This window comes from Salinibacterium sp. CAN_S4 (genome assembly GCF_015752305.1).
Lineage (GTDB): Bacteria > Actinomycetota > Actinomycetes > Actinomycetales > Microbacteriaceae > Rhodoglobus.
This window is the reverse complement of sequence record NZ_JADOVB010000002.1, coordinates 338,184-361,285: the sequence shown is the minus strand read 5'-3', so window position 1 is coordinate 361,285 and position 23,102 is coordinate 338,184. Positions and strand designations below refer to the sequence as shown.

The 23,102-nt window shown below is 66.8% G+C and carries 27 protein-coding genes; 11 read left to right on the top strand and 16 right to left on the bottom strand.

The window, feature by feature from the left end:
- Positions 1–64: 64 nt before the first annotated feature.
- Positions 65–517 (bottom strand): hypothetical protein, encoded by a 453-nt coding sequence (locus tag IWX81_RS08120; RefSeq protein WP_199280806.1) that lies wholly within the window; start codon positions 515–517, stop codon positions 65–67.
- A 349-nt stretch (positions 518–866) separates the two neighbouring features.
- On the opposite strand from IWX81_RS08120, the gene IWX81_RS08115 reads away from it, so the two are divergent.
- Complete coding sequence (locus IWX81_RS08115) at positions 867–1,709, top strand: hypothetical protein (protein WP_199280805.1); 843 nt, start codon at positions 867–869, stop codon at positions 1,707–1,709.
- A 90-nt stretch (positions 1,710–1,799) separates the two neighbouring features.
- Here IWX81_RS08115 and ddaH read toward each other — a convergent pair whose 3' ends face one another.
- Complete coding sequence (gene ddaH / locus IWX81_RS08110; protein ID WP_199280804.1) at positions 1,800–2,648, bottom strand: dimethylargininase; 849 nt, start codon at positions 2,646–2,648, stop codon at positions 1,800–1,802.
- Between the two features lie 103 nt (positions 2,649–2,751).
- Between ddaH and IWX81_RS08105 the strand changes: the two genes are divergently transcribed.
- The 3 genes from IWX81_RS08105 to IWX81_RS08095 all read left to right on the top strand — a co-directional run bounded on the left by IWX81_RS08105 (position 2,752) and on the right by IWX81_RS08095 (position 4,795).
- Positions 2,752–3,189, top strand: a complete 438-nt coding sequence (locus IWX81_RS08105; protein WP_199280803.1) for an Lrp/AsnC family transcriptional regulator — start codon at positions 2,752–2,754, stop codon at positions 3,187–3,189.
- A gap of 55 nt (positions 3,190–3,244) precedes the next feature.
- On the top strand, positions 3,245–3,694 hold the full coding sequence (locus IWX81_RS08100; RefSeq protein WP_199280802.1) for a hypothetical protein: 450 nt from the start codon (positions 3,245–3,247) through the stop codon (positions 3,692–3,694).
- Between the two features lie 87 nt (positions 3,695–3,781).
- Complete coding sequence (locus IWX81_RS08095; RefSeq protein WP_199280801.1) at positions 3,782–4,795, top strand: SDR family oxidoreductase; 1,014 nt, start codon at positions 3,782–3,784, stop codon at positions 4,793–4,795.
- 61 nt (positions 4,796–4,856) lie between these two features.
- Here IWX81_RS08095 and IWX81_RS08090 read toward each other — a convergent pair whose 3' ends face one another.
- Together IWX81_RS08090 and IWX81_RS08085 are read right to left on the bottom strand one after the other, a co-directional pair.
- Positions 4,857–5,300 carry an SRPBCC family protein gene (locus tag IWX81_RS08090; protein ID WP_199280800.1) on the bottom strand — a complete coding sequence of 148 codons (444 nt, stop codon included), beginning with the start codon at positions 5,298–5,300 and terminating at the stop codon, positions 4,857–4,859.
- Positions 5,301–5,302: 2 nt separating this feature from the next.
- Entirely contained in the window at positions 5,303–6,757 is a 1,455-nt protein-coding gene (locus IWX81_RS08085) for a phytoene desaturase family protein (protein ID WP_199280799.1), read from the bottom strand.
- A 44-nt stretch (positions 6,758–6,801) separates the two neighbouring features.
- Here IWX81_RS08085 and IWX81_RS08080 point away from each other — a divergent pair, with 44 nt between their 5' ends.
- Positions 6,802–7,152: a GntR family transcriptional regulator gene (locus IWX81_RS08080; RefSeq protein ID WP_199280798.1), complete on the top strand. Its 351-nt coding sequence runs from the start codon at positions 6,802–6,804 to the stop codon at positions 7,150–7,152.
- A 37-nt stretch (positions 7,153–7,189) separates the two neighbouring features.
- On the opposite strand, the gene IWX81_RS08075 is transcribed toward IWX81_RS08080, so the two are convergent.
- The 4 genes from IWX81_RS08075 to IWX81_RS08060 form a co-directional block, all read right to left on the bottom strand.
- Positions 7,190–7,402 (bottom strand): antitoxin, encoded by a 213-nt coding sequence (locus tag IWX81_RS08075; RefSeq protein WP_199280797.1) that lies wholly within the window; start codon positions 7,400–7,402, stop codon positions 7,190–7,192.
- A gap of 98 nt (positions 7,403–7,500) precedes the next feature.
- Positions 7,501–8,931 carry a dihydrolipoyl dehydrogenase family protein gene (locus tag IWX81_RS08070; RefSeq protein WP_334593566.1) on the bottom strand — a complete coding sequence of 477 codons (1,431 nt, stop codon included), beginning with the start codon at positions 8,929–8,931 and terminating at the stop codon, positions 7,501–7,503.
- A 10-nt stretch (positions 8,932–8,941) separates the two neighbouring features.
- Positions 8,942–9,499 (bottom strand): isochorismatase family protein, encoded by a 558-nt coding sequence (locus IWX81_RS08065; RefSeq protein WP_199280795.1) that lies wholly within the window; start codon positions 9,497–9,499, stop codon positions 8,942–8,944.
- Between the two features lie 154 nt (positions 9,500–9,653).
- Positions 9,654–13,127 carry a proline dehydrogenase family protein gene (locus tag IWX81_RS08060; protein ID WP_199280794.1) on the bottom strand — a complete coding sequence of 1,158 codons (3,474 nt, stop codon included), beginning with the start codon at positions 13,125–13,127 and terminating at the stop codon, positions 9,654–9,656.
- Positions 13,128–13,247: 120 nt separating this feature from the next.
- Between IWX81_RS08060 and IWX81_RS08055 the strand changes: the two genes are divergently transcribed.
- Positions 13,248–14,132 carry a LysR substrate-binding domain-containing protein gene (locus IWX81_RS08055; RefSeq protein ID WP_199280997.1) on the top strand — a complete coding sequence of 295 codons (885 nt, stop codon included), beginning with the start codon at positions 13,248–13,250 and terminating at the stop codon, positions 14,130–14,132.
- A 129-nt stretch (positions 14,133–14,261) separates the two neighbouring features.
- Here the strand turns inward: IWX81_RS08055 and IWX81_RS08050 are convergent, their stop codons facing one another.
- Entirely contained in the window at positions 14,262–14,588 is a 327-nt protein-coding gene (locus tag IWX81_RS08050) for an antibiotic biosynthesis monooxygenase family protein (RefSeq protein WP_199280793.1), read from the bottom strand.
- Between the two features lie 79 nt (positions 14,589–14,667).
- Between IWX81_RS08050 and IWX81_RS08045 the strand changes: the two genes are divergently transcribed.
- The gene (locus tag IWX81_RS08045; protein ID WP_199280792.1) at positions 14,668–15,144 is read left to right on the top strand and encodes a MarR family winged helix-turn-helix transcriptional regulator; all 477 of its coding nucleotides are present in this window, start codon (positions 14,668–14,670) and stop codon (positions 15,142–15,144) included.
- Positions 15,137–16,675: a phytoene desaturase family protein gene (locus tag IWX81_RS08040; RefSeq protein WP_334593558.1), complete on the top strand. Its 1,539-nt coding sequence runs from the start codon at positions 15,137–15,139 to the stop codon at positions 16,673–16,675. Before IWX81_RS08045 ends, IWX81_RS08040 begins: the two co-directional genes overlap by 8 nt.
- Before the next feature lie 25 nt (positions 16,676–16,700).
- On the opposite strand, the gene IWX81_RS08035 is transcribed toward IWX81_RS08040, so the two are convergent.
- Both IWX81_RS08035 and IWX81_RS08030 read right to left on the bottom strand, forming a co-directional pair.
- On the bottom strand, positions 16,701–17,243 hold the full coding sequence (locus IWX81_RS08035) for an acyl-CoA thioesterase (protein WP_334593650.1): 543 nt from the start codon (positions 17,241–17,243) through the stop codon (positions 16,701–16,703).
- A 45-nt stretch (positions 17,244–17,288) separates the two neighbouring features.
- A complete protein-coding gene (locus tag IWX81_RS08030; RefSeq protein ID WP_199280789.1) occupies positions 17,289–18,230 on the bottom strand; it encodes a DNA-3-methyladenine glycosylase family protein in 942 nt (313 codons plus the stop codon).
- 49 nt (positions 18,231–18,279) lie between these two features.
- Here IWX81_RS08030 and trhO point away from each other — a divergent pair, with 49 nt between their 5' ends.
- Positions 18,280–19,158, top strand: a complete 879-nt coding sequence (trhO, locus tag IWX81_RS08025) for an oxygen-dependent tRNA uridine(34) hydroxylase TrhO (protein ID WP_199280788.1) — start codon at positions 18,280–18,282, stop codon at positions 19,156–19,158.
- 47 nt (positions 19,159–19,205) lie between these two features.
- On the opposite strand, the gene IWX81_RS08020 is transcribed toward trhO, so the two are convergent.
- A complete protein-coding gene (locus IWX81_RS08020; RefSeq protein ID WP_199280787.1) occupies positions 19,206–19,562 on the bottom strand; it encodes a DUF4190 domain-containing protein in 357 nt (118 codons plus the stop codon).
- Positions 19,563–19,695: 133 nt separating this feature from the next.
- Here IWX81_RS08020 and IWX81_RS08015 point away from each other — a divergent pair, with 133 nt between their 5' ends.
- Both IWX81_RS08015 and IWX81_RS08010 read left to right on the top strand, forming a co-directional pair.
- Positions 19,696–20,721, top strand: a complete 1,026-nt coding sequence (locus IWX81_RS08015) for a 6-phosphofructokinase (RefSeq protein WP_199280996.1) — start codon at positions 19,696–19,698, stop codon at positions 20,719–20,721.
- A 36-nt stretch (positions 20,722–20,757) separates the two neighbouring features.
- The gene (locus IWX81_RS08010) at positions 20,758–21,162 is read left to right on the top strand and encodes a DUF1304 domain-containing protein (RefSeq protein WP_199280786.1); all 405 of its coding nucleotides are present in this window, start codon (positions 20,758–20,760) and stop codon (positions 21,160–21,162) included.
- Between the two features lie 47 nt (positions 21,163–21,209).
- On the opposite strand, the gene IWX81_RS08005 is transcribed toward IWX81_RS08010, so the two are convergent.
- From IWX81_RS08005 to IWX81_RS07990, 4 genes are all read right to left on the bottom strand, one after another.
- Positions 21,210–21,974, bottom strand: coding sequence for a uroporphyrinogen-III synthase (locus IWX81_RS08005; RefSeq protein ID WP_199280785.1), 765 nt, complete (start codon positions 21,972–21,974; stop codon positions 21,210–21,212).
- A 79-nt stretch (positions 21,975–22,053) separates the two neighbouring features.
- Positions 22,054–22,278, bottom strand: a complete 225-nt coding sequence (locus tag IWX81_RS08000) for a DUF3618 domain-containing protein (protein ID WP_199280784.1) — start codon at positions 22,276–22,278, stop codon at positions 22,054–22,056.
- Positions 22,271–22,687, bottom strand: coding sequence for a phage holin family protein (locus IWX81_RS07995; protein ID WP_199280783.1), 417 nt, complete (start codon positions 22,685–22,687; stop codon positions 22,271–22,273). The genes IWX81_RS08000 and IWX81_RS07995 overlap by 8 nt, the downstream gene beginning before the upstream one ends.
- Before the next feature lie 7 nt (positions 22,688–22,694).
- Positions 22,695–22,973, bottom strand: a complete 279-nt coding sequence (locus IWX81_RS07990; protein ID WP_199280782.1) for a hypothetical protein — start codon at positions 22,971–22,973, stop codon at positions 22,695–22,697.
- Between the last annotated feature and the right edge of the window lie 129 nt (positions 22,974–23,102).

Below are 23,102 nucleotides of genomic sequence, written 5' to 3'. Positions count from 1 at the left end.
GGGGCCGGAGATGGCTCAGGTCAGCACGGCCGCTGCTGGCCGGTCATCCTGCGCTGCCGTGCCCCTAATCCACTTCGCTCTGCCAGGCACCGTCAAGAACTTCGGAAGCGAATCGGCGGTCGTTGTCACTCACGGAATCTCCGATGAAATTGGCCACCAGCCAATCTGAGGGGTACGCGTTCGCACCGATCATTCGGGCGGCGCTTGCCGCGTCATCCTTCGTCGCAAACTTCATCAGCACCAGGTCATCGGTGCCCCAGGCAGATTCGCACGCGTACTCGTCTCCGCAGGTTGCGGAGGTGACATCCACAGCCCCGTCAAGCAGCGATATCCCACTCTGGCCCTCCACACCGACGAAGTACTCGGGTTGGAGGTCCACCCGGCTGTCCCGGGTGAAAAGCCACATGACGATTGTTACAAGACAGAGGATGAGCGCAATACCGACCGCGGCCGCCACCAGTGCGACAGGCCGTCGTGCCGCCGCGGACGGACCCGCGTTTCCTCCCTCTGGAGCCATAAACGGAACTTACACCCCGTTGCCTTCGCCGCTCAGGCCCGCACCGGCCCCTCCCACGACGACGAGAAGCCCCTCCGCGGCGAGCTCACCGACGGTGAAGGGAAAGCCCACCCCACCCACCCCAGCCCGACCACTGACATGACGCGAACGGGGGTTATTCTCCGCGAATAACCCCCGTTGGCGTCACTTCGGCAGGTGGGAAGGGCCGGACCGGCGGTTCCGGTCAGCGGCTCAGCCCGGAGAGGTCGACGCCGATCAGGTGGTACCCCGGATCCACTCCCTTGCGATCACGATGGGCCAGGAAATCGTCGCGAATAGGGACCGGCACGCCTGTAGGGTGAGCATCATAATGAGGTTGATCCACAAGTTCTGGCTGAGGCTTCAACTCATCATCACCGTTGCGCTGACCTTTTGTGCGTGGGGCCTCGCCACAGTGGCTTTCATCGGATTCGCTGCACATCCGGAAGCGCTCACCCGATCGCTCCCCGACGGGGCACCGACGTGGCCTCTGCAGGCTGGCGGCATGCTGGTCCTGGTGGCGATCGGAATAGGCGGCGTACGGGTGGTACGCAGAATCGTACGTCGCGCGCATCAGCCGAGCGCGGAACTCAGGCCATCCCGCCATGTGCGGGATTCGGCGGTCAGCTCCCGCACTGCGGGCCAGAACCGGCAGCGTCCGAGATCAGCTGGTACTGACCTGAGGTCAGTATTTTTGACGATCGCTACGCTCGTCATTGTGGCGACGGCTCTTTTGGCGGGAATGGTGGGCGAGTGGGGAGGACCGAAGCCGAAGGGCTTCGGTGGGCCCGGCACGCTGCTTGCCGCGGCCGCCTTTCTCGGTTCAATCGCTATCGGCTGGAGCTATGCGAAGCGCTTGTTGGTCGCGAGAACGAAAAGCGGAGATGTTCCGCTGGCGCAAAGATCCGACGGAAGGCCGGTGCTGGCCCTGATCTGGTGGCCGATAGTTTTTGTCGCGATTAGCGGCGCAGCACTCGTGATCACCAGCGGGGCAATTGTGGGCTTGTCTGAAGGAACCGGTCTGCCGACGGGCGTGTGCCTCGTGGTCGGAGTTTTCGGTTTCATCAGCTTGCCGGTTGTGGTGAGCGAGTCCATATGCGAGTTCGGCGAGCGCGGTACCCGCGGGTTCTGGAAAGCCGCCCGCGCAACCGAGTGGGGCAATGGGTTGGCCTGACGGCCTCACACCAGAACAGTCGCTGTCGATTTCCCAACAGGATGTGCACTTCGAGGCCGCCAGATGGGAAGGGCCGGAGTGGGCCTCAGGTCAGCGGCGCAGCTCCAGGGTGCAGCACTTCACTCCGCCTCCGCCGAGCAGGAGTTCGGAGAGGTCGACGCCGATCGGGTTGTACCCGCGCTCTCGCAGCTGGCGCTCGAAGCCTTTCGCGCGCGCGGCGATGACCACGTTGTATCCATCGCTGAACGAGTTGAGGCCCAGCACCGCGGCGTCTTCTTCGGTCACGATGATCGCCTCGGGGAACCGCTGGCGCAGGATCTCGAGTGACGGCTCATCGAACGCCGACGGCAGGTAGGCGATATTCGAGTCGTCCAGGATCGCGATCGCGGTGTCGAGGTGGTAGAAACTCGGGTTGACCAGGGTCAGGGAGACGACCTCACGGCCCGAGATCTCGGCGAGTTCCTGGTGGCTGTGGGATGCACTGCGGAAGCCTGTGCCGGCGAGGATGACGCCATCCACCAGCAGGAAGTCGCCCTCGCCCTCGTTCACCTCGACGGGCACGCGCACGTCGAAGCCGTTCGCGCCGAACCAGTCCATGTACGCGGGGCCCTCCGGCTGGCGCTGGGCGTGCGTGAACTTGGCGCCGTAGGCGATGTTGTCGATCACGAAACCACCGTTGGCGGCGTAGACCATGTCGGGCAGCCCGTCGATCGGGTCGACGAGCTCGACGTCGAAGCCGAGGTCGATGTACGCCTGGTAGAGCGACTCCCACTGGCGCACGGCGAGCGCGGTGTCGGTGGGCAGCTCCGGGTCCATCCACGGGTTGATGCGGTACACGACGGTGAAGTAGCTCGGGCGGCACATCAGCACTGTGCGCTTCGTGGCGATGCGAGCCGGTGTCGTGGGATCCTGGGCTGGCTGCTGGTCTGTAACGGTCATCCGTCCAGTGTTCCACGCACCTATCCGCACTTTCGCCGCTTGGTGCGCACGGAACTCGCGTCTTTGGGTGCCTTTCCGTCGATTCTCGCCGTAGTCTGGCGCCATGGACAACCTCGATCACGGCATCATCGACCTGTTGAGGCTCAATGCGCGCGCCGGATACGGGGAAATCGGCGATGTGATCGGGCTCTCGGCGTCCGCAGTTAAACGCCGCGTCGACCGCCTGGTGGGTGACGGGGTGATTCGTGGCTTCACGATCCAGGTCGATCCTGCCGTCGACGGGCTCGCGACGGAGGCCTATGTCGAGCTGTTCTGCCGCGGAACCGTCGCTCCCGACGAGCTGAAACGCATCCTTTCCGACGTGCCTGAGGTCGTGGATGCCGGCACCGTGACCGGGTCAGCGGACGCGATAGTGCACATGCGCTCGAGGGACATCGCCTCGCTCGAGGTCGCGCTCGAGAAGCTGAGACTCGCGCCGAACGTCGACCACACGCGCAGCGCGATAGTGCTGTCGAGGCTGATCCACCGCCAGCACGACTGAGTATCGGCTCAGCACCCTACGATCAGGAATCACAGAAGAGGGAAAGGCCAGACCCGTGACCACGAACGAAGTTCCGGATTCCGCTCACACCCGCCCCGCCGGTGTCAGCGACGAGACTGTCGCCGCCCTCGGCAAGCTCAGCGAAGCCCTCGAGGTTGTCGAGAACGCTCGCGGCCTGCTCTACGCCTTCCACAGGCTCACGGGTAAAGCCGACCTGGCGCTCGGTGAGGCTGTCATCATGCTGCGCGACGCCGGGCACTCCGACCTCGCCGACCAGCTCGACCGGAACATCGTCGGCCGCAATGTGATCGAGGGCCGCTGGACGTTCCAGGTCGTCGAGGATTACGACGCGAACTACTATCAGCCCTTCGTCGATGCGGAGCGTGATGCCAGGGTGGCACTCGTCGAGGGGAAGCGGCACCTGTTCGAAGCCGAGATGAAAGAGCAGCGGCGCACCGCCGGCCAGCGCCACCACGAATCGCGACCGGGCGAAGCCCACACCTGAGCTCCTTATAAGGCCCGAGCCCCTACAAGGGCTGGCGGTCACGGTCAAGGCCGTCCCATCCCCCGCCACGCAACCTACTGTCGAAGGATGGAAACTTTACGTGACGATCGCGGCGTGGCCGTGGTCACTGGTGGCAGCGCAGGGCTCGGCAGGGCGATCGTCAGGGAGCTGGCCGGCGCGGGCTGGGATGTCGCCATCCTCGCGCGGGGCGAGGACGGGCTCGCCGGGGCCGTCGCCGACGCGCGGAAGCTCGGCGCGCGAGCCATGTCGGTGTCCGTCGATGTCGCAGACAGCGAGAAGCTGGATGCCGCGGCATCCGCCGTCGAATCAGAACTCGGCCCCATCGAACTGTGGGTCAACGACGCCATGGTGGGCGTGTTCGGGGAGTTCCTGAGCACGGACCCGAAGGACTTCGAGCGCGCGACCTTCGTCAACTACTTCGGTTTCGTGAACGGCACGCGTGCCGCGCTGAAGCGCATGGTCCCGCGAAACCGCGGCCACGTCATCCAGGTCGGCTCTGCCCTCGCTCATCGTGGCATCCCGTTGCAGGCCGCGTACTGCGGCGCCAAGCATGCCGTACTCGGCTTCACCGAGAGTGTGATCACCGAGTTGGTGCACAACGACAGCAGCGTGCAGGTGTCGATGGTCGACATGCCCGCGCTGAACACGATCCAGTTCAACTGGGTGAAGTCGCAACTGCCGCACCACCCGATGCCTGTCGCGCCGATCTTCCAGCCGGAGGTGGGAGCGCGCGCGATCCTCGCCGTCGCCGAGAAGCCGCGTCGACGCACCTGGGTGGGCGAGTCGACTGTCGCGACCATCCTCGGCAACCGGTTCGGGGCGAACCTCCTCGACCGCTACCTCGCGAAGACGGGCTATGACGGCCAGCAGGCTCCGCAGAAGAGCCAGCCCATGCTGCCCGACAACCTTTACGCCCCCATCGCGGGCGACCAGGGCGCGCACGGCATCTTCGACGACGAGGCGCTGGATGTCTCACCCCAGGTCTGGGCGATCAGCCACCGTCCGCTCGTGGCTGCCATCGCGGGCGGTCTCGGCGCGCTGGGCGCGGTCGCAGCGGCCGCCGTGATCCGCCGCCGCTGACGCCAGGCCGCCGCTGATGTCAGGCCGCCCAGCGCCAGGCCGACCCGCGTCGGCCGTCGGATCAGCGGTCCGCGAACCGACCTTCTGCGACGAACGCGAGCCGACGCAGCGCCTCGACGTTCCTGATGTGGATGCCGGGGTCGGCGATGAACCCCGGAATCAGGGCTCCTGGTCCGCTCACGACCGTCTCGGTCATGCGCACGACGCACCCGGTGTCGCGCGGGCGCGCCTCCATGGTGACCCTGGCCTCGCCGAGCGGCCACCCGCGCGGCTGCAGCACGGCCCGGCGCGGCGGATCCCACTCCAGCACCATCGTCATGTCATTGATGAGCATCGGCCATACTCCGAACGAATGGTGGAGCTGCGAGCCGACCGCCGGCCACGACTCGTCGACGTCGCGCATCCGCGACGCTCCGACCACCCAGGTGGGAAAGAGCCAGCCGTCCGCGATCACCGCGAAGACGTCAGCCGCGGAGCAGTTCATGGCGCGGATCGTGGATGCCACGATTACCTCCCGAGGGCGAGTGACGGCCCGTTGTCGATACCGAACTCATGCCTGAGCGCGCTGCGGGCCGCGTAGTACCCGGCCAGCCCATGAACTCCTGGGCCAGGGGGCGTGGATGACGAGCAGAGGTACAGCCCCTCTGCGGGTGTGCGCCAGGGATCACGCGAGAGCACCGGTCGCGCGACGAGCTGGGCGAACGTGGCCGCGCCGGCCGCGATATCCCCGCCGACGTAGTTCGGATTGTCCTGCTGCATCTGCGCCGCGGTCTTGCTCGAGCTCGCGAGAATGAGGTCCCTGAATCCCGGGGCGAACCGCTCGATCTGGGCCGTGATGGCTTCGGTCTGGTCGACCGTGGATCCACTCGGCACGTGGGTATACGCCCACAGCACGTGCTGCCCGGCAGGAGCGCGACCGGGGTCGACGGCCGAGGGCTGCGACACGAGTACGTAGGGGTTGGCGCTGTGCCTGCCCGCGGCCACCTCGGCTTCGGTGTGCGCGATCTCGGCCCGGGTTCCGCCCACGTGGAGGGTTCCCGCCGCGGCGAGCGCAGGGTTGGTCCACGGCACCGGCCCCGAGAGCGCAAAATCGACTTTTGCCACGGCGTTGCCGAACTCGAACTTCCGCACCCGCCGCCGATAGGAGTCGGGCAGGCTGTCCCCCGCGATGTCGAGCATGGCGTGCGCATTCACGTCGAGCAGCACGGCCTTCGCCTGCGGCAGCTCGCGAAGCGACGTGACATCGACCCCGGTGACGATGGTGCCGCCATGGGCGCGCAGGTCGTCGGCCATGGCATCCATGATGCTCTGGCTGCCACCGATCGGAACCGGCCAGCCTCGAGCGTGGGCGTGAGCTCCGAGGGAGAGCGCGACGGCAGCCGTGCCGAGACTCGGCATGCGCTGGATGGCGTGTGCCGCCACCCCGGTGAGCATCGCGGGCGCTACCTCCTCCGCGAAGCGCGCGTTCCATGCCGGGGAGCCCTGTTCGAGCGACGCCAGGCCGAAGAGCAGGGTGGTCACAGGATGCCGCGGCACCCGCAGCAGCGGAGTCAGGGTGAACTGCGCCACCCTGTCGGCTCGTTCCACCAGGGGCCCCATGAGCCGCCGATAGGCGTCGCCGTCGCGGCCGAGCTCGTCGACCGTTCGCTCGAGGTCGAGCCACGCGAGCCCGGCGCGGCCGTTGTCGAGTGGATGCCCGTACGACAGCTCGGGAACGACGAGCTCGATGCGCCGCTCCAGCTCGAAGCGCCGGAAGAATCCGCTCGCGAGGGCCATCGGATGCACCGCCGAGCCGACGTCGTGGTGGAAGCCGGGTAGCGTCAGTTCGGCCGTCCTGGCCCCGCCGCCGATGGTGTCTGCGCGTTCCACCACCTGCACCGAGAGCCCGGCGCGGGCGAGAGTAACCGCCGCCGCGAGCCCGTTGGGTCCAGAACCGACAACAACCGCATCCGCATCTGCCATGCTTCGATCGTACGGCGGCCGGGGTGCCGCGGTAGCGTGGAGCGGTGAAGATCGATCCTGAATCCCCGGTGACCCTCTACGAACAATTGCGCACGCAGATCATCGGGCAGATCGAGGACGGCGAGTTGATCGTCGGCACGAAACTACCCCCGGTGCGCCAGCTCGCGACAGAGCTGGGCGTGGCGCCGTACACGGTGGCTCGGGTCTACCGGATCCTCGAGAACGACGGCTTCGTCGAGACCAGGGGACGAAACGGCACGGTCATCAGCGGCACAAAAGGCACGGCGGGGGAATCACTCCAGGCCATGGCCAGCGCCTACGCGACGCGAGCCACTGAGCTCGGGGTTCCGCCCGCCGAAGCCCTGCAGTTCGCGAAATCTGCCCTGGGGCTGTAGAACCGCCGGATCGCTCGCGGATGACCGCACCGGCCTGCTATTTCTCGGTTCCGACCGCGCCGTCCGCAGCGTCGCGTGCGCCCTCGATCTGCTCGGAGAATTTACCGCCGGTGAGGTTGTCAGCGAATCCGGCGACCCCGTCGAGGAGCTTGTCGCTGATGTCTTCGGCCTGCTGGCTGTCGAGCGCTTCCTTGACTTTATTGTCGTTGAGGAACTCCTGCGCCTTGCCGGTGATGTCGTCGATTCCCATGGTGAACTCCTGTTCGAACGCGTCGTTGCGCCGGGCGGCACAAGGGATATTGTGGCCCTCGGCGTGCGGTTACGCCACTGTTTCGGCGAGCGGGAATCTCAGCCCTGCAGCTCCACGTCAGATCCGGAAGCGTGCTCGGTGAGAAGCGCCCGAGCGGCGAGCCCGATCACAGCCCCGTAGGTGGGATAGGCGAACTTCACGCCCGCCAGCGTGGAGAGGTCGACACCCGCGGCCATCGCCGTCGTAACAGACTGCACGACCTCGATGGCGTTCTCGCCGACGGCATGCGCACCCAGGATGAGCTCGCGCCTGCGATCGGCGATGAGCTTCAGGAAGCCGAGGGAACGGTCGTCGATCACCGCCCGGTCGAGCTGGGTGAACGGCACCGTCGCGACGACGCAGTGCGGGTCGCGCTGGCGCGCCTGCTCCTCGGTGAGGCCGACTCCCGCGTAGTCGGGATCCGTGAATCCACCCGCGGGCAGCAGGTGGTGGGGCGTGCGACGGTTCGCGTCCAGCACGGCATTCTCGGCCGCCGCCTCGCCCTCGAAGTGTGCGGCCTGCACGAGCATGTCCCTGCCGTTGGCATCCCCCACCGCGAAAATGTGCGGAATGACGCTGCGGAAGTACTGGTCGATCGGGATAGCCGAGCGTTCGGTCGTGATGCCGGCATTGGCGAGTCCGAGGTCGTCGACGTCTGCTGGCCAGCCCGTCGCCATGATCACGGCATCGAAATCACCGGATGCCGCCTCCCCGGCCGCACGCCAGGCGAGAGTGATCGAACCGTCCGCGGCCCTCGCGAGGCTCTCGACTCCATCCAGGCCGGTGTGGACCGAGACCCCCTGCGCCACAAAAGCCGAGGATACGGCGCTCGACACATCGGCGTCGGACGCCGCGAGCACGCGAGGGGCGACGTCGAGCAGGGCCACCTCTGACCCGAACGCGCTGAACACCGTGACGAGCTGCGCGCCGGTGTTGCCGGCGCCGATGACCGCGACCCTGCGAGGAAGCGACGGAAGGTCGAGCACGTGCTCGGGAACGGTCGCGAGCTCGGCGCCGGGAATGGGCAGGCGCCGTGAGTGGCCCCCCACGGCGACGATCACGGACTCGGCGGTGATGCGCCGTCCGCTGTCGAGTTCGAGGGTCGTGGCATCCACGAATCTGGCCCTGCCTTCGAGGATGAGCTCGACACCAGAATCGGTGAAGCGGCCAGCCTCGTTTTTGAGGGCGCGCACCTCATCGACTGTCGCACGCACTCGCGCGACTGTGGCGTCCCACTGGACCTCCGGCGATCCGGTGACGATGCCGTACTTATGGGCCACGCGCACCTCACGCACGAGCCTCGCCGCCTTGGCGAGCACGCGGGTCGGAACGCAGCCGGTGTTGACACAGGTCCCCCCGGTGCGGGACGCCTCGACCACCGCGACCCGTGCGCCGAGTTCGGCCGCCCGCAGCGCCGCTGACGTGCCCGCCGGGCCGGCACCGATCACGACGAGATCGAAGTTCTTCACGGGGCCAGGAGTATCGTTCACAACTCTCACGTTAGATGTTTTTGCTGAAGACATCCTCGACGGTGGAGACCGACGCCGTGCGGCCAGGCGCCGACTGGAACTGCCAGTAGAGGTTCACATTCGCGATCGACAGATCCGGAGTGGGAGCACCCCAGGCCGACATGTCGTTCATCGTGTGAGCATCGCCCACGAGGGTTACGTCGTACCCCCGCGTGAACGCTCCGTGGATGGTCGACCGGATGCACGCATCGGTCTCGGCCCCGGCGACGACCAGCGCGCCCACCCCGGCGCCGGCAAGCACCTGCTCGAGGTCGGTGCCCTCGAAGGAGTCGCCGTGCTGCTTATGCACGAGCGGCTCAGAGTCGAGCCGCGTCAATTCGGGAGTGAGCTGCCACGCATCGCTCTCTTTCACGAGCTCATCGTCGGAATGCTGCACCCAGACCACGGGCACGCCGGCGTTCCTAGCCTTATCGATGAGAGTGGAGATGTTGCCGATGACGGCATCCCGGTTGAATGCCTCGCCGACCACCCCCACCTGCACGTCGACGACGATCAGGGCGGTGGCGGGTCGATCCTCCAGAGTGGTCATGCGTTCAGGGTAGGACGCAGCACCGACAACCACAATCGGCCTCATGTGCACTGCGGCCGCCATCGAGATGACGCTTCCGGTCGCTATCGCGGGGCGGTAACGACCGGAAGCGTCAGGTCGATGGATGACGCGGCCACGGCCCAAGAGAACCCGGCTAATCGACCCTGAGTGCCGCCATCTCCGGATCGGGGTTACCGAACCGGTGGGCCGTGATGCTGATCGCCTGCTCGTGGAGGAACGGCAGCAGCTCGAGGCGGCCAGACGTCGTCACCGGTCCACTCCAGATCGCGACATCCACACTTCCGCGGAGCGCTTCCGAGAGTGCGAGCGGGTCGCCCCCGACGAGCCTCACGCGCGGGCTGTCGAGGGTGCGCACGCGGCCCAGCCACGACTCATCCGACTCCACGATGAGTTCCCGCACGAGGACGGGAGCCGATGGACCGGCGAAGGTCTGCACGAGAGGCGTGGGCAGCGGCACGGCCGAGCTGATGTCGACGGTGGCCCCCGCGCGACTCGCTGCGGCGAGCAGCCGCACGAGGTGGCCGAGTGATTCGCCTTCGCTGAGGCGGATGGTCACGGGCATGGGGCGGTAGCGGAACACGTTGCGTTCGACACCGAGAGCCGAGACATCCCGCGCCACACCGTACTCGGCAGCCCAGGCCCGCTCGTCGCTCTGCGCGGCACGACGCACCCGGTCGAACTCCGGGAAGTCGAGCCCGGACTGGGCCTTCTTGATGACGGATGCCACGCGCTCGGAGATCCCCGGAAGCAGGATGTCGTTGCGTGGCTCAGCTTCCACAGCGCCCCAGGTTCCGAGCGTGAGCAGGTAGTTCGGCCCACCGGCCTTCGCCGACGCACCGACGGTGGAGCGCTTCCAGCCGCCGAACGGCTGCCGACGCACGATCGCACCGGTGGTGCCGCGGTTGACGTACAGGTTGCCGGCCTCGACGGTGTCGAGCCAGAGTTCGACCTCGGTGGGATTGAGGGAGTGGATGCCCGCCGTCAGCCCGTAGTCCACGGCATTCTGCAGCGCGATCGCGTCGGTGAGCGTAGCCGCGGTCATGATGCCGAGCACAGGGCCGAAGTATTCGGTGAGGTGGAACTCGCTGCCAGCGGCGACGCCCGCGCGCACCCCGGGCGACCAGAGCGCACCGCTCTCGTCCAGCTTCTTCGGCTGGACGAGCCAGTGCTCGCCCTCCGAGAGCGTGGTCAGGGCATGCAGCAGCTTGCCGTGGGCCGGCTCGACGATGGGCCCCATTTGGGTTGTGGGATCCTGGGGGTATCCGACGCGCAGGGTGGTGACGGCATCCACCAGCTGGCGGCGGAACCGCTCGCTCGACCCCACGGAACCGACGAGGATCACGAGTGACGCGGCCGAGCACTTCTGGCCGGCGTGGCCGAACGCGCTCCTGACGACATCGGCGACGGCGAGATCGAGGTCGGCGCTCGGGGTGACGATGATCGCGTTCTTGCCACTGGTCTCGGCAACGAGGGGCAGGTCGGGGCGCCAGGAACGGAACAGTTCTGCCGTCTCGTATCCGCCGGTGAGGATGACCCGGTCCACCGCGGGATGCGACACGAGCTGCTGCCCGAGCTCGCGCTCGCTCACATCGACGAGCGAGAGCACGTCGCGTGGAACGCCGGCCTCCCACAGCGCCTCGACCATGACGGCACCCGTGCGGCGCGCGAGGCCCGCCGGCTTGATGATGACTCCGCTGCCCGCGGCGAGGGCGGCGAGCACAGACCCTGCGGGAATCGCGACGGGGAAGTTCCACGGCGGCGTCACGACGGTCAGTCGCGGTGGGGTGTATGTGGCATCCGGGATCTGGTCGAGCTCGAGGGCGCGCTCGGCATAGTAGCGGGCGAAGTCGATGGCTTCGCTGACTTCCACGTCTCCCTCGGCAATGGTCTTGCCGGTCTCGCTCGCCATGACCTCGACCAGTCGACCGCGGTAGGCGGAGAGCACGTCGCCAGCATCCCTGAGCACGATCGCGCGATCGGCGGCACTCAGTGCGCCCCAGCGCGCTCCGGCGCTGACGGTGTCGGCAATGCGCTTGTGGAGTTCGTCGAGTTCCGTGATTCTCGCCGCGTCGATGGCGGACTGTCCCAGGGTGGAGTCCGCACTGCGCCCCAGCACTCCGCGAGCCCACTCACGATTGGCGGCGATGGAGGGGTCGGTGTCGGGTTCGTTCTCGAACCCGTCACCCGTGGGCACTTCGATGCCGTGCGCGCGATCCTGGGTGCGATGAGACGGCGGAACCGAGTCATCCAGCACCTCGAGGGAGTTGAGGAAACGGCGCTCCTCGCGAGCGAAGACCTCGGGGTTATCGGCGAGCTCGAATACCCCGGACATGAAGTTCTCGGTGCTCGCGTTCTCTTCGAGCCTGCGGATGAGGTAGCTGATCGCCGAATCGAACTCGTGCGGGTGCACGACGGGGGTGTAGAGCAGCAGGCCGCCGACGTCCCGTTTGACGGCATCCGCCTGGCCGGTCGCCATGCCGAGGAGCATCTCGAACTCGACGCGGTGGGTGACCTTGCGCTGCTTCGCGAGCAACCACGCGTACGCCACATCGAACAGGTTGTGCCCAGCGACTCCGATGCGCACGGCGTCGGTACGCTCGGGCGTAAACGCCCAGTCGAGCACGCGCTTGTAGTTCGTGTCACTCTCCTGCTTCGACCCCCAGGTCGCGAGCGGCCAGTCGTGCATGATCGAGTCGACGTGTTCCATGGCGAGGTTCGCGCCTTTGACCACCCGCACCTTGATGCCAGCGCCGCCCGCGGCGCGACGCTCAGTCGCCCACCGGGTGAGTCCCTGCAGAGCCGAGAGCGCATCCGGCAGGTAGGCCTGCAGCACGATCCCGGCGTCGAGGCCACGCAGCTTCGGCTGGTCGAGCAGCCTCTCGAAGACCGCGATCGTGAGGTCGAGGTCTTTGAACTCCTCCATGTCGAGGTTGATGAACTTGGCGGTGGGGGATGCCGCGGCCAGTTCGTACAGCGGAGTCAGTCGCTCGACGACCTCCGTCACCATCTCGTCGAATGCCCACATCGACAGCTGGCTCGCGACAGACGAGACCTTGATGGAGACGTAATCCACGTCGTCACGGGCGAGCAGCTCGCGGGTTCCCTGCAGTCGGCGATTCGCCTCGTCGTCTCCGAGCACGGCTTCCCCGAGCAGGTTGAGGTTGAGCCTGATGCCCTTGCCCCGCAGCGAGTGGAGGGTCTTCGTGAGCTTCTGGGGCGTGGCATCCACGACGAGGTGCGAGACCATCCCGCGCAGCACCCAGCGCGAGATCGGGACGATCGGCCAGGGCGCGAGCAGTGCGAATCCGCCGCCAGCCACGATCGCGGCGCGCAGGTACCAGGGCAGGAAGGCCGGGATGCTGTGGCTGAGTTTTTCGAGGTTGCGGCCGGCGACCCTGAGGTCGTGCGGGCGCACCACCTTGTCGACGAAACCGATGGTGAACGCGAGGCCCTTCGGGTCCTTGAGCACTCCCGCGAGACGCTCCGCACTCGCGTCGGGCATCACCTCGGAGCTCTCGGCGAGCCAGCGTCGCACCGTGGCGATCGTCTCATCCGCGAGGTCTGTGTGGGCGGTGCTCGCGTTCGAGTGGTCGAGTGACATGCTCATGAGGATATTCCTTGCGGATGAATGCGACTGGAGCCTTCAGTGTGCTCCCCGGAATATCGATAGCAAAAGCGACGGTTAGTGCAGAATATCCATTAGCAGAACCGAATGAATGGATGCCCCGTGCTCGACGTGCGACGATTGCGCCTGCTGCGCGAACTCAAGCTCCGTGGCACCATCGCCGCGGTCGCGGCTGCGCTGTCGTACACCCCGTCCTCGGTATCGCAGCAGCTCGCCCTGCTGGAGACGGAGGCGGGGGTCCCTCTGCTCGAGAAATCCGGCCGCAGGGTGCAGCTCACGCCGCAGGCCGAACTGCTCGTGCGGCACACCGCGGTGCTGCTCGACCGACTCGAACTGATGGAATCCGAACTCGACCAGTCGCTGACCGACGTCACGGGCACCGTCCGACTCGCGGTGTTCCAGTCGGCTGCGCTCGGGATCATCCCGCAAGCCCTCACGATCTTCGCCGAGGAGTATCCGCAGTTGCGGGTGGAGGTGACCCAGCGTGAACCCGAGAACGCGCTGTTCGAAACCTGGACCCGCGAGTTCGACCTGGTGATCGCCGAGCAGTATCCGGGGCACGCCGCTCCGCGGCAGGCCGATCTCGACAGGCTGAGCCTGTTCCAGGACCAGCTCAGGCTCGGAGTGCCGTCGACCTTCGAGGGCACGGGCCTCGAGGGTGCGCGCGCGAGCGCCTGGGTCATGGAGCCCCGCGGCACGGCATCCCGGCACTGGGCCGAGCAGTTGTGCCGCAGGGCGGGGTTCGAGCCCGACGTGAGATTCGAGACAGCCGACCTCCAGGCGCAGATCCGGCTGATCGAGAGCGGCCACGCGGTCGCCGTGCTGCCTGACCTCGTCTGGGCCGGGCGGGAGCCGGGCATCCGGTTGCTGGATCTGGATGGATCGCCCCGCCGCACCATCTTCACCGCCGCGAGGGAAGCCAGCGCCAGCCGGCCCGCGGTCAAGGCCTGCCGCGACGTGCTCGCGCGAGCCGTCGAGTTCGTCTGACCCCGCCCGGTTTCGCCACTCCCGCTATCTCAAAGCGCAGTTATCGCCCTGCACCCCCACCGAGGGGGCGAAAAGTGCGCTCTCACCGGGAGGAAAGCCGTAGTCAGGCCCCGGAGTCAGGCCCCGTAGTCAGGCTCCGGAGCCGCCGGCGATCGCGTACGACCAGAGTTCACTGCTCATGCCGACGTGGGCGGGGGCAGGCTCGCCCGAGCGCTCGGCCTCACTGCGGTGACCGTGCCCGAATGCCGGCGAGTTCACCCACGATTGGAAGGATTCCTCGTCGGCCCAGCGCGTGATGACGAGCCAGGTGGTGCGGTCGTCGGTGGGCTGCAGCAACTCGAAACCCTCGAATCCAGCCTGGCCATCGACGGCTCCGGCGCGCGCAGCGAAGCGTTTGGCGAGCTCATCTCCACTGTCGGCGGCGACGGTGATGGCGTTGATCTTGATGACGGTCATGGGCTTCTTCCTGGTGATGGATGAGGGTCGGCCCCATTCTCCCAGTGCGGGCTGGCAGCCAGCCGGGCATGATGGTGCCATGCAGAGCATCAACTCCGCCGAGGAGCGGGAACTGTGGCGGAGCTTCTTCGTCATGCGCCGCCAGCTCGAGCTCACTCTCGAGAGGCGACTCCACGCCGACGCCGGCATCTCGACGGCGGACTTCGAGATCCTCGACGCGCTGTTCGAGGAACCGACCCGTCGCCTGCGTGCCGGGTCCATCGGGGACATCATCGGCTGGGAGAAGAGCCGGGTGTCCCACCAGATCACGCGCATGGAGCAGCGGGGGCTAGTCAGGCGTGAAGAGTGCGGTGATGACGCGAGGGGCGTGTGGGTCATCCTGACGGCAGACGGCAACCGCGCAGCTCTCTCCGCCGCGGGCGACCGCAACGCGGCGGTGCGCGAATACTTCTTCGACGCGCTCGATGACAACGAGAAAGCTATGCTCCGCGTCATCTCCGGAAAAATTCTTGATGCCATCAACCCCGCGATCTGTGAGGAGCAGCAGCATGAGTGATCACCGCGATGTCGTCATCGTCGGCGGCGGCCACAACGGTCTCGCCGGCGCGGCCTACCTTGCTCTCGCCGGCAAGAAGGTCACCCTGCTCGAGCGGCTGCCGCACATCGGTGGAGCCGCGGTGTCGGCAACGGCCTTCGAGGGAGTGGATGCCCGCCTGTCGCGATACTCGTACCTCGTATCGCTGCTGCCCGAGCGCATCATCCGGGACCTCGGACTCTCGATCACCCTCGCGCGCCGCCGCTACTCGTCGTACACCCCGACTCCGGGCGGCACCGACGGACTGCTCATCGACACCGTGGATGCCGCGGCCACGGCCGCAGCGCTCGGCGCCGACTCTGCGGCCTGGAACTCCTTCTACTCCGGCACGTCAGCGTTCGCGCGAGCACTCTTCCCGACGGTCATCCAGCCGCTGCTCACGCGCACGGAAGCCCGCGCGGCCGTGGGGGACGCTGCCCTCTGGTCGAGTCTCGTCGATGCGCCGATCGGCTCCACCATCGCCGACACGTTCTCTGATGATGTCGTGCGCGGGGTCGTGCTCACCGACGCCCTGATCGGCACGTTCGCCCCCAACGTCGACGAGTCGATGGCTGCCAACCGCTGCTTCGCCTACCACGTCATCGGCGGAGGCACCGGGGACTGGGATGTTCCGGTCGGAGGCATGGGCGCGGTCACCGGCGAGCTGGCCAGGGCCGCGCTGAACGCCGGGGCCGAGATCATCACAGACGCGACGGTCACCTCGATCACGCCCGGCGGGGAGGTCACCTACCTCCACGACGACACCGAAGCCACGCTCGATGCCACGTGGGTGCTCGCCAACGTGGCACCGTTCGAACTGCAGAAATTGCTCGGCGAGACCCAGGATGCCCGCCCCGAGGGTGCCCAGGTCAAGGTGAACCTCCTCGTGTCCCGACTCCCCCGGCTGCGCGATTCCCGGGTCGACCCTGCCGCGGCCTTTGGTGGAACGTTCCACATCAACGAGTCGTGGTCGCAGCTCGACAGCGCGTTCGACGCGGCGAGCGCAGGTTCCGTGCCGAACCCGCTACCGAGCGAGATCTACTGCCACTCCCTGACCGACCCGAGCATACTGTCGCCCGAGCTACAGGCCTCGGGAGCCCAGACCCTCACGATCTTCGGGCTGCATACCCCGGATCGCCTGCTCACCGAGTCCACCAACGATGCGATGCGGCAGTCCCTGCAACGCGCAGCGATCAATTCGCTCAATTCGGTGCTCGCCGAACCGATCGAAGACCTCCTGCTTCAGGATGTCGCGGGCAACCCGACCATCGAGACGAAGACCACCCTCGACCTGCAGCACGCGCTGAACCTGCCCGGAGGCAACATCTTCCACGGCCCGCTCGCGTGGCCGTTCGCCGAGGATGACGCCGAGCTGCGCACCCCTGCGCAGCGGTGGGGTGTCGCGACGGCTCATCCGCGGATCCTGCTGTGCGGGGCCGGCGCCCAGCGTGGTGGAGGCGTAAGTGCGATCGGCGGCCACAATGCCGCCATGGCCGTGCTCGAGGCATCCTGACCCTGCGCCCGCTATCTCGACCGGGTCAGCTCCACTCGCTCGGCGCCGGGCCGCGGGTGGGTGGCAGGGAGATGTTCTCGCTCCAGTGCGCAGTCCACTCCGGTGGCGGCATCGCCGACACGTCGACACCGACGAGGTCGGCGAGCTCCTGCATGCTGACGGTGCCACCGCTCTTCTTCAGGAACCGTGCTCTCGTCATGGCACTCATGAAGATCTCACCGCCGACCACGAAGCGCTGCTCCATGTAGACGGCCTTCGCGTCGTAGCCGACGATCTTCGACTCGAGCTGGAAGGTCTGCCAGGGCTGCAGTGACTTGCGGAAGGTAGCGGTCTCGTTGGCCATTACGGGATAGAAACCCTTCGCCCGCATCGTCGGCCACAGGCCGGAACGGATCATCAGGTCCATCCGCCCGAGATCCATGATCGAGAAATACACGCCATTGTTCATGTGCCCGAGCACGTCGAGGTCGGTGGGGAGCACGCGCAACGTGATGCTGCCCACGTCGTGCAGGCCGAGCGGGGATCGCCTGCGACTGCGGAGCATGTGGATGAGCGTCCTGAAGATCATGTTCACGCCATCACGCTAGCCGACCGCGGAACGCGGGGCCGCCGGTCAGTGCGCCCGATGATCCTGCACGGTCATCCGGGCTCCGAATCGGGGTTTGGCGAATCCGCTCGCCTCGATCAGGCGCATCACCCGCTGGCGGTGGCCGGCCCAGGGCTCGAGCAACTCGAGCATGCCATCGTCGTCGACGGGCTTGCCGATGAGGGCCCAGCCGACGACAGCGGGAAGGTGGTAGTCGCCGAAGCTCGGCGAATCCGCGTCACCGTGGGCGCGCTGGGTGGTCTCCGCCGCCGTCCAGACCCCGATCCCCGGGATGCTGCGCAGTTTCGTGGCCACGGTCGCGCCGTCGCGACCGTGATCGAGGGTGCGCTCCAGGGATGCCGCGACCACAGCCGCCCGCATGATCGTGGCCGACCGCTCAGGCCCGACCGCCGCGCGGTGCCATTCCCACGACGGCACCCGACGCCAGGTCTCGGCGGCGGGGAAGACCGCCATCCCCTCGGGCGCCGGTCCCGGAGCCGGTTCGCCGTACTTCGTGATCAACACCCGCCACGCGTGCCGGGCCTCTTTTCCCGTGACCTTCTGCTCGAGAATGGCGGCGAGCAGCATCTCGAAGACCTGGCGGGTGCGCAGCAGGCGCAGCCCCGGATTGCGCCGCCGGGAGTCGGCGAGAAACGGAACGTCAGAGACATCCAGCCCACTCCAGTCGTCGCCGTCGCCGAGCAGCTCGGGCACGCCGTCGATCGCCCACTCCGCGCCCGGCCCCCACGCCATGACCCTGATGCCGTGCTGCTGCCGCTGCAGGTGCATGGTCGCGGCGCCGAGCGGCGTACGCAGCGTGCGCCAGTGACCCGTCGGCTCCACCCGCAGGGTCGGGTCGAAACGCCCGCGGATCAGGGGGCGGAGGGTTTGTGACAGGTCCACGGGCTGCGCCGGTGCATACGTGGTCGTGAACGGGGCATCCGCGGCACTATCGACAGCACTGGTCACGGGTCGACTTTACGTCGGCCCACCGATACTCGCCACGTACCCTTGAATGGTGGCCGTCCCGAAAATCCTGCTGTTCTACATCTTCACGCCGCTCGCCGACCCCGAGGCCGTGCGGTTGTGGCAGCGGGACCTCTGCGAATCGCTGGGACTCGGCGGCCGCATCATCCTGTCGAAGGATGGGATCAACGGCACAGTGGGCGGCGAGCTGAAGGCCGTCAAGAAGTACATCCGCAAGACGCGCGAGTACGCGCCGTTCCACGACATCGACTTCACGTGGAGCGAGGGTGCCGGCAACGACTTCCCCAGGTTGAGCGTGCGCGTGCGCGACGAGCTGGTGAGCTTCGGGGCGCCAGGCGAGCTGAAAGTCGACGGCAGCGGGGTTGTCGGAGGCGGTGCGAGGCTCACGCCAGAGCAATTGCACGAACTCGTCGCGGAGAAGAGCGTCACTTTCTTCGATGGTCGCAACGAGTTCGAGTCGAGGATCGGTCGCTTCAGGGACGCGGTAGTGCCCGACGTCGCCAACACCCGCGAGTTCATCGCCGAACTGGAGAGCGGCAGGTACGACCACCTCAAGGACGAGCCGATCGTGACCTACTGCACGGGCGGCATCCGATGCGAAGTGTTGTCGTCGCTGATGATCAATCGTGGATTCCGCGAGGTCTACCAACTCGAGGGCGGCATCGCCTCCTATGGGGCCACGTTCAGGGATGAGGGCCTGTGGGATGGCTCGCTCTATGTCTTCGACAACCGGATGGCCGTGGATTTCAGCCCGGACGCGGTCGTGATCGGCCGGTGTACGGTCTGCGGCACGGCGACCAGCAGGATGCAGAACTGCAGCGATCTCGCGTGCCGCGAGCAGCTCGTCGTCTGCGATTCGTGCGGCCAGTCACCGGTCTACTGCGTCTCGCACGCCGCGTTAACGACGTAACGCCCCGGCTGCCCGGGGCGTTACGTGTGAAAGGCTGCAGCCTGCGACTACGGGCAGGTGACCGTCACCCCGGTGTCGGTCGTGTAGACGCCGGAGTCGAGGCCGTCGCACTGTGCCGACAGCGCGGCTGCCCCCAGGGCGATGAGTCCCACGATGGCGATGATCGTCAAAAGCAGCGTGACAAAACCGACGATGATGGCGATCGTCGCCGGGGTGTTCTTCGCGCCGGCCTTCTTCGACTGGCTTTTGGCAACGAAGCCCAGGATGATGCCGATGACGGAGAAGAAGATCGCGACCGGGATGGCCACGATACCGAGGGTCTTGCCAGGGACGGTCGCCGGGGTGCCGGCGGCCGCGTACGTGGGAGGGGTCGGCTGGGCCGGGGGGATGATGGGATCGGTCATGATTGGCTCCTGGTGGTGAGAATTCCTGAACAATTAGTTCAACGGCCCGACTATATCGCTGGGAAAGCCCTGAGCACGATGGATAGCGCTGCCCGTCGCGGCATAGCCTCGCGGATACGCCATGATTGACACCATGAAGATCGGAATCCTCACCAGTGGGGGCGACTGCCCCGGCCTGAACGCTGTCATCCGCGGCGCCGTGCTCAAGGGCACGCAAATCTACGGACGTGAGTTCGTGGGCTTCCGCGACGGCTGGCGTGGAGTCGTCGACGGTGATGTGATTCCGCTGGAGCGCAAAGACATCCAGGGCATCGGCAAGCAGGGCGGCACGATCCTCGGCACCTCCCGCACCAATCCCTTCGAGGGCGACGGGGGTGCGGCCCGGGTGCAGGAGAACATGGAGCGCCTCGGCATCGATTCGCTCATCGCCATCGGCGGGGAGGGCACACTCGCCGCTGCCAAGCGGTTGACGGATGCCGGCATCAGGATCGTGGGAGTGCCGAAGACCGTCGACAACGACCTGTCGGCCACGGACTACACCTTCGGTTTCGACACGGCCACCCAGATCGCCACCGACGCGATGGACCGGCTCCGCACCACCGGCGACTCCCACGGTCGCTGCATGGTCGCCGAGGTCATGGGCCGTCACGTCGGCTGGATCGCCCTGCACTCCGGCATGGCCGCTGGCGCCCACGCGATCCTCATCCCCGAGCAGAAGACGAGCATCGAGCAGATCTGCGTATGGGTGAAGTCCGTCATGGATCGCAAGCGCGCTCCCCTCGTCGTCGTCGCAGAAGGCTTCAAGCTCGACACTATGGATGACGCACACTCCGAGCGCGGTCTCGATGCGTTCGGGCGTCCGCGACTCGGCGGCATCGGTGACATCCTCTCGCAGGAGATCGAGGCGAGGCTCGGCATCGAGACCCGCTCCACCACTCTCGGACACATCCAGCGCGGCGGAACGCCGACCGCGTACGACCGGGTGCTGGCCACGCGCTACGGCATGGCCGCCGTCGACTCCGTCATCCACGGCCGATGGGGTCGCATGGTCTCGCTCAGCGGCACGACCATCACGCACGTCGCCTTCGAGGATGCCCTGGGCAAGCTCAACACGGTGCCGCAGTCGCGCTACGACGAGGCCGCGATCCTCTTCGGCTGATGCGCTCCCGCAGTGCTTTCGTGGGACACTGACCCCATGGACGCTCTCGCCATCGTCGGTTCGATCTTCATCTTCGTCGCCGCGCTCATCCATCTGCTGATCTTCGTCATGGAGAGCGTGCTGTGGGCCAGGCCCGTGGTGTGGAAGCGGTTCGGGCTCGCGACCCAGGAACACGCCGAGATCGTGAAGCCCATGGCGTTTAACCAGGGCTTCTACAACGTGTTCCTGGCCATCGGCGCCGGGCTCGGGCTCGTGCTGCTCGGATCGACCACCCTGTTCCAGGCCGGCCTCGCGCTGTCGATCTTCGCGGCGGGGAGCATGGTGCTCGCGGCGACTGTGCTCATCGCATCGTCACCGAAGCTCGCCAGGGCGGCGATCATCCAGGGGCTCGCGCCGGTCGTTGGCATCGTCTTCCTGGTGCTGTCGATCGTGGCCGGCTGACGCCTCGCAGGGAGCGCGGGAGGTCGCGCCGCGTCAGTCGGGCCGCGTCAGTCGATGCTGTCGGGGTCCGCGTATTCGGCGAGTGCCGCGATGAGCGACTCTGCCGACCGGTAGTCGGCGATCACGTCGACGACGAGCCCCGCCGCGCGCGCATCGAAGGCCGTGCGCGGGCCGATGCAGGCGACCACGGTGCCGTCGGGCAGCGGTGTCAGCTGGCTGGCGATCTGGCGGGCGACCGATCCTGAACTGACCAGCAGCGCCCTTATGCGACCGGATGCCACGTCGGCACGCACCGCGTCAGACACCGGGACCCCGACCGTGCGGTACGCCGCGACGAACTTCACATCGAGGCCGAGAGCGCCGAGGCCGCTCACGAGGTTGGGCTCGGCGATGTCAGACTGGGGCACGAGTACACGACCGCTGACCGCAGCCTTCGGCCACTCCTTGACGAGACCGCGGGCCGAATTATCGACGGCCGGAACGAAGTCTGCGTGGTAGCCCGCGAGCGCGAGCGCCGCCGCCGTGGTCTCCCCTACCGCCGCAATTCTCGTGCTTGCCGGGATTTTCGCTCCCTGGCCGACAAGCACGTCGACCGTCGTTGCACTCGTGATGACGATCCAGTCGAACTGGCCGTCAGACAGTTCGTGCATGGCGTTGGCGAGGGCCGGTCCATCGTCGGCGCTCGCAAAATTGATCATGGGGGCAACGACCGGGATCGCACCGAGGGTCCTCAGTGTCGCCGCGACTCCATCGCCCCATTTTCCGCCTCGGGGAACGAGCACACGCCAACCGCCGAGCGGCTTGGCTGTCATGGCACTATCTTCCACGACCTCGGAGGCAACTGCTAATCGGGGTCACTCACGCCGGCGGTTCGTCACCGCGGCAGACGGATCAGTCGTCGTTGCTCAGGATCGCCCAGGCCACGACACCGATCGCGACGGCAGCAGCCGACAGTCCACCGATGATCCATGGCATCGGGTTGGACTCATACGACGACTTGGCTTTCTCCGTCAGTTCGCCCACGCGCTTGGGCACGTTCAGCTTGTCTTCGATGGCATCGAGGGTTGCCTCGAGTTCTGCCCGTGATGCTGCAATGCGTCCGTCAACGTCACTCATGGATCGTCCTTTCGGTGCCCTTGATGGTGCGGACATCCTTCTTGATGCTCTCGATGGTGTGGGTCGGTGCGGGTGGGACGCCATTCTTGAGGGAACGGATGCCCACGACCGCCAGGATCGCGGCGATAAGCAGGATGGCCACGCCGACGATGAGTGCTGACAGCCATGCGGGCAGGACGGTCGCCAGCCCCAGAATCGCGGTGGCGATCAGCACCATGATGGCGAAGAGCGCAAAGAACACGGCACCCGCGAGCAGGCCGATCCCGATGCCAGCGCTCTTGAGCTTGCCGGCGATCTCGTCCTTCAGGGATTCGATTTCGTTCCGCACGAGATCGGTGATCAGCGTGGGAATCGACCCGATGAGGGTGAAGAGCGAGCGCCTGGAAGTCTCGCCGCGTTCGCCAGTCATAGCGCTCCTACTTCGATGAGGTCGACGAGCGGGTCGACTTCGTGGTCGTCTTATTGCCGGAGACCTGGCGCACGACGCGCTTTGCGCCGTCGGCGAGGAAGTCCGCGACATCCGGAGCCTTGTCCTTGACGAAGTCCTCAGCGGAGTCGACCTGCTTCTGCACGCGTGGGCTGCTCCAGAACTTGTCTGCGGCCTTCACGATCCTGTTGTAGCTCTCGCGACCGGCGCGGGCTCCCAGCACATATCCGATGCCTACTCCTGCGAGGAGCAAAATCTTGCCTTTCATGCGTACTCTCCATTCCTGTTGGCGGTACGAAACCTGCAGCACTCGATAAAAGCGCCTATTCCAAACATAGCCCCGCAACCCCGAGCGCGCCTGTGCGAGGTGGTGGGGTTCCTTCTCCGCTGTTCCGGC

What these genes read in the sequence shown, in the direction of transcription:
- IWX81_RS08060 (WP_199280794.1), bottom strand. Translation starts at nt 13,127, where the DNA reads ATGAGCATGTCACTCGACCACTCGAACGCGAGCACCGCCCACACAGAC.
- IWX81_RS08005 (WP_199280785.1), bottom strand. Translation starts at nt 21,974, where the DNA reads ATGACAGCCAAGCCGCTCGGCGGTTGGCGTGTGCTCGTTCCCCGAGGC.
- IWX81_RS08105 (WP_199280803.1), top strand. Translation starts at nt 2,752, where the DNA reads ATGGACAACCTCGATCACGGCATCATCGACCTGTTGAGGCTCAATGCG.
- IWX81_RS07990 (WP_199280782.1), bottom strand. Translation starts at nt 22,973, where the DNA reads ATGAAAGGCAAGATTTTGCTCCTCGCAGGAGTAGGCATCGGATATGTG.
- ddaH (WP_199280804.1), bottom strand. Translation starts at nt 2,648, where the DNA reads ATGACCGTTACAGACCAGCAGCCAGCCCAGGATCCCACGACACCGGCT.
- IWX81_RS08000 (WP_199280784.1), bottom strand. Translation starts at nt 22,278, where the DNA reads ATGAGTGACGTTGACGGACGCATTGCAGCATCACGGGCAGAACTCGAG.
- IWX81_RS08075 (WP_199280797.1), bottom strand. Translation starts at nt 7,402, where the DNA reads ATGGGAATCGACGACATCACCGGCAAGGCGCAGGAGTTCCTCAACGAC.
- IWX81_RS08120 (WP_199280806.1), bottom strand. Translation starts at nt 517, where the DNA reads ATGGCTCCAGAGGGAGGAAACGCGGGTCCGTCCGCGGCGGCACGACGG.
- IWX81_RS08020 (WP_199280787.1), bottom strand. Translation starts at nt 19,562, where the DNA reads ATGACCGATCCCATCATCCCCCCGGCCCAGCCGACCCCTCCCACGTAC.
- IWX81_RS08095 (WP_199280801.1), top strand. Translation starts at nt 3,782, where the DNA reads ATGGAAACTTTACGTGACGATCGCGGCGTGGCCGTGGTCACTGGTGGC.
- IWX81_RS08115 (WP_199280805.1), top strand. Translation starts at nt 867, where the DNA reads ATGAGGTTGATCCACAAGTTCTGGCTGAGGCTTCAACTCATCATCACC.
- IWX81_RS07995 (WP_199280783.1), bottom strand. Translation starts at nt 22,687, where the DNA reads ATGACTGGCGAACGCGGCGAGACTTCCAGGCGCTCGCTCTTCACCCTC.
- IWX81_RS08035 (WP_334593650.1), bottom strand. Translation starts at nt 17,243, where the DNA reads ATGATCTTCAGGACGCTCATCCACATGCTCCGCAGTCGCAGGCGATCC.
- IWX81_RS08015 (WP_199280996.1), top strand. Translation starts at nt 19,696, where the DNA reads ATGAAGATCGGAATCCTCACCAGTGGGGGCGACTGCCCCGGCCTGAAC.
- IWX81_RS08065 (WP_199280795.1), bottom strand. Translation starts at nt 9,499, where the DNA reads ATGACCACTCTGGAGGATCGACCCGCCACCGCCCTGATCGTCGTCGAC.
- IWX81_RS08085 (WP_199280799.1), bottom strand. Translation starts at nt 6,757, where the DNA reads ATGGCAGATGCGGATGCGGTTGTTGTCGGTTCTGGACCCAACGGGCTC.
- IWX81_RS08010 (WP_199280786.1), top strand. Translation starts at nt 20,758, where the DNA reads ATGGACGCTCTCGCCATCGTCGGTTCGATCTTCATCTTCGTCGCCGCG.
- IWX81_RS08040 (WP_334593558.1), top strand. Translation starts at nt 15,137, where the DNA reads ATGAGTGATCACCGCGATGTCGTCATCGTCGGCGGCGGCCACAACGGT.
- IWX81_RS08045 (WP_199280792.1), top strand. Translation starts at nt 14,668, where the DNA reads ATGCAGAGCATCAACTCCGCCGAGGAGCGGGAACTGTGGCGGAGCTTC.
- IWX81_RS08050 (WP_199280793.1), bottom strand. Translation starts at nt 14,588, where the DNA reads ATGACCGTCATCAAGATCAACGCCATCACCGTCGCCGCCGACAGTGGA.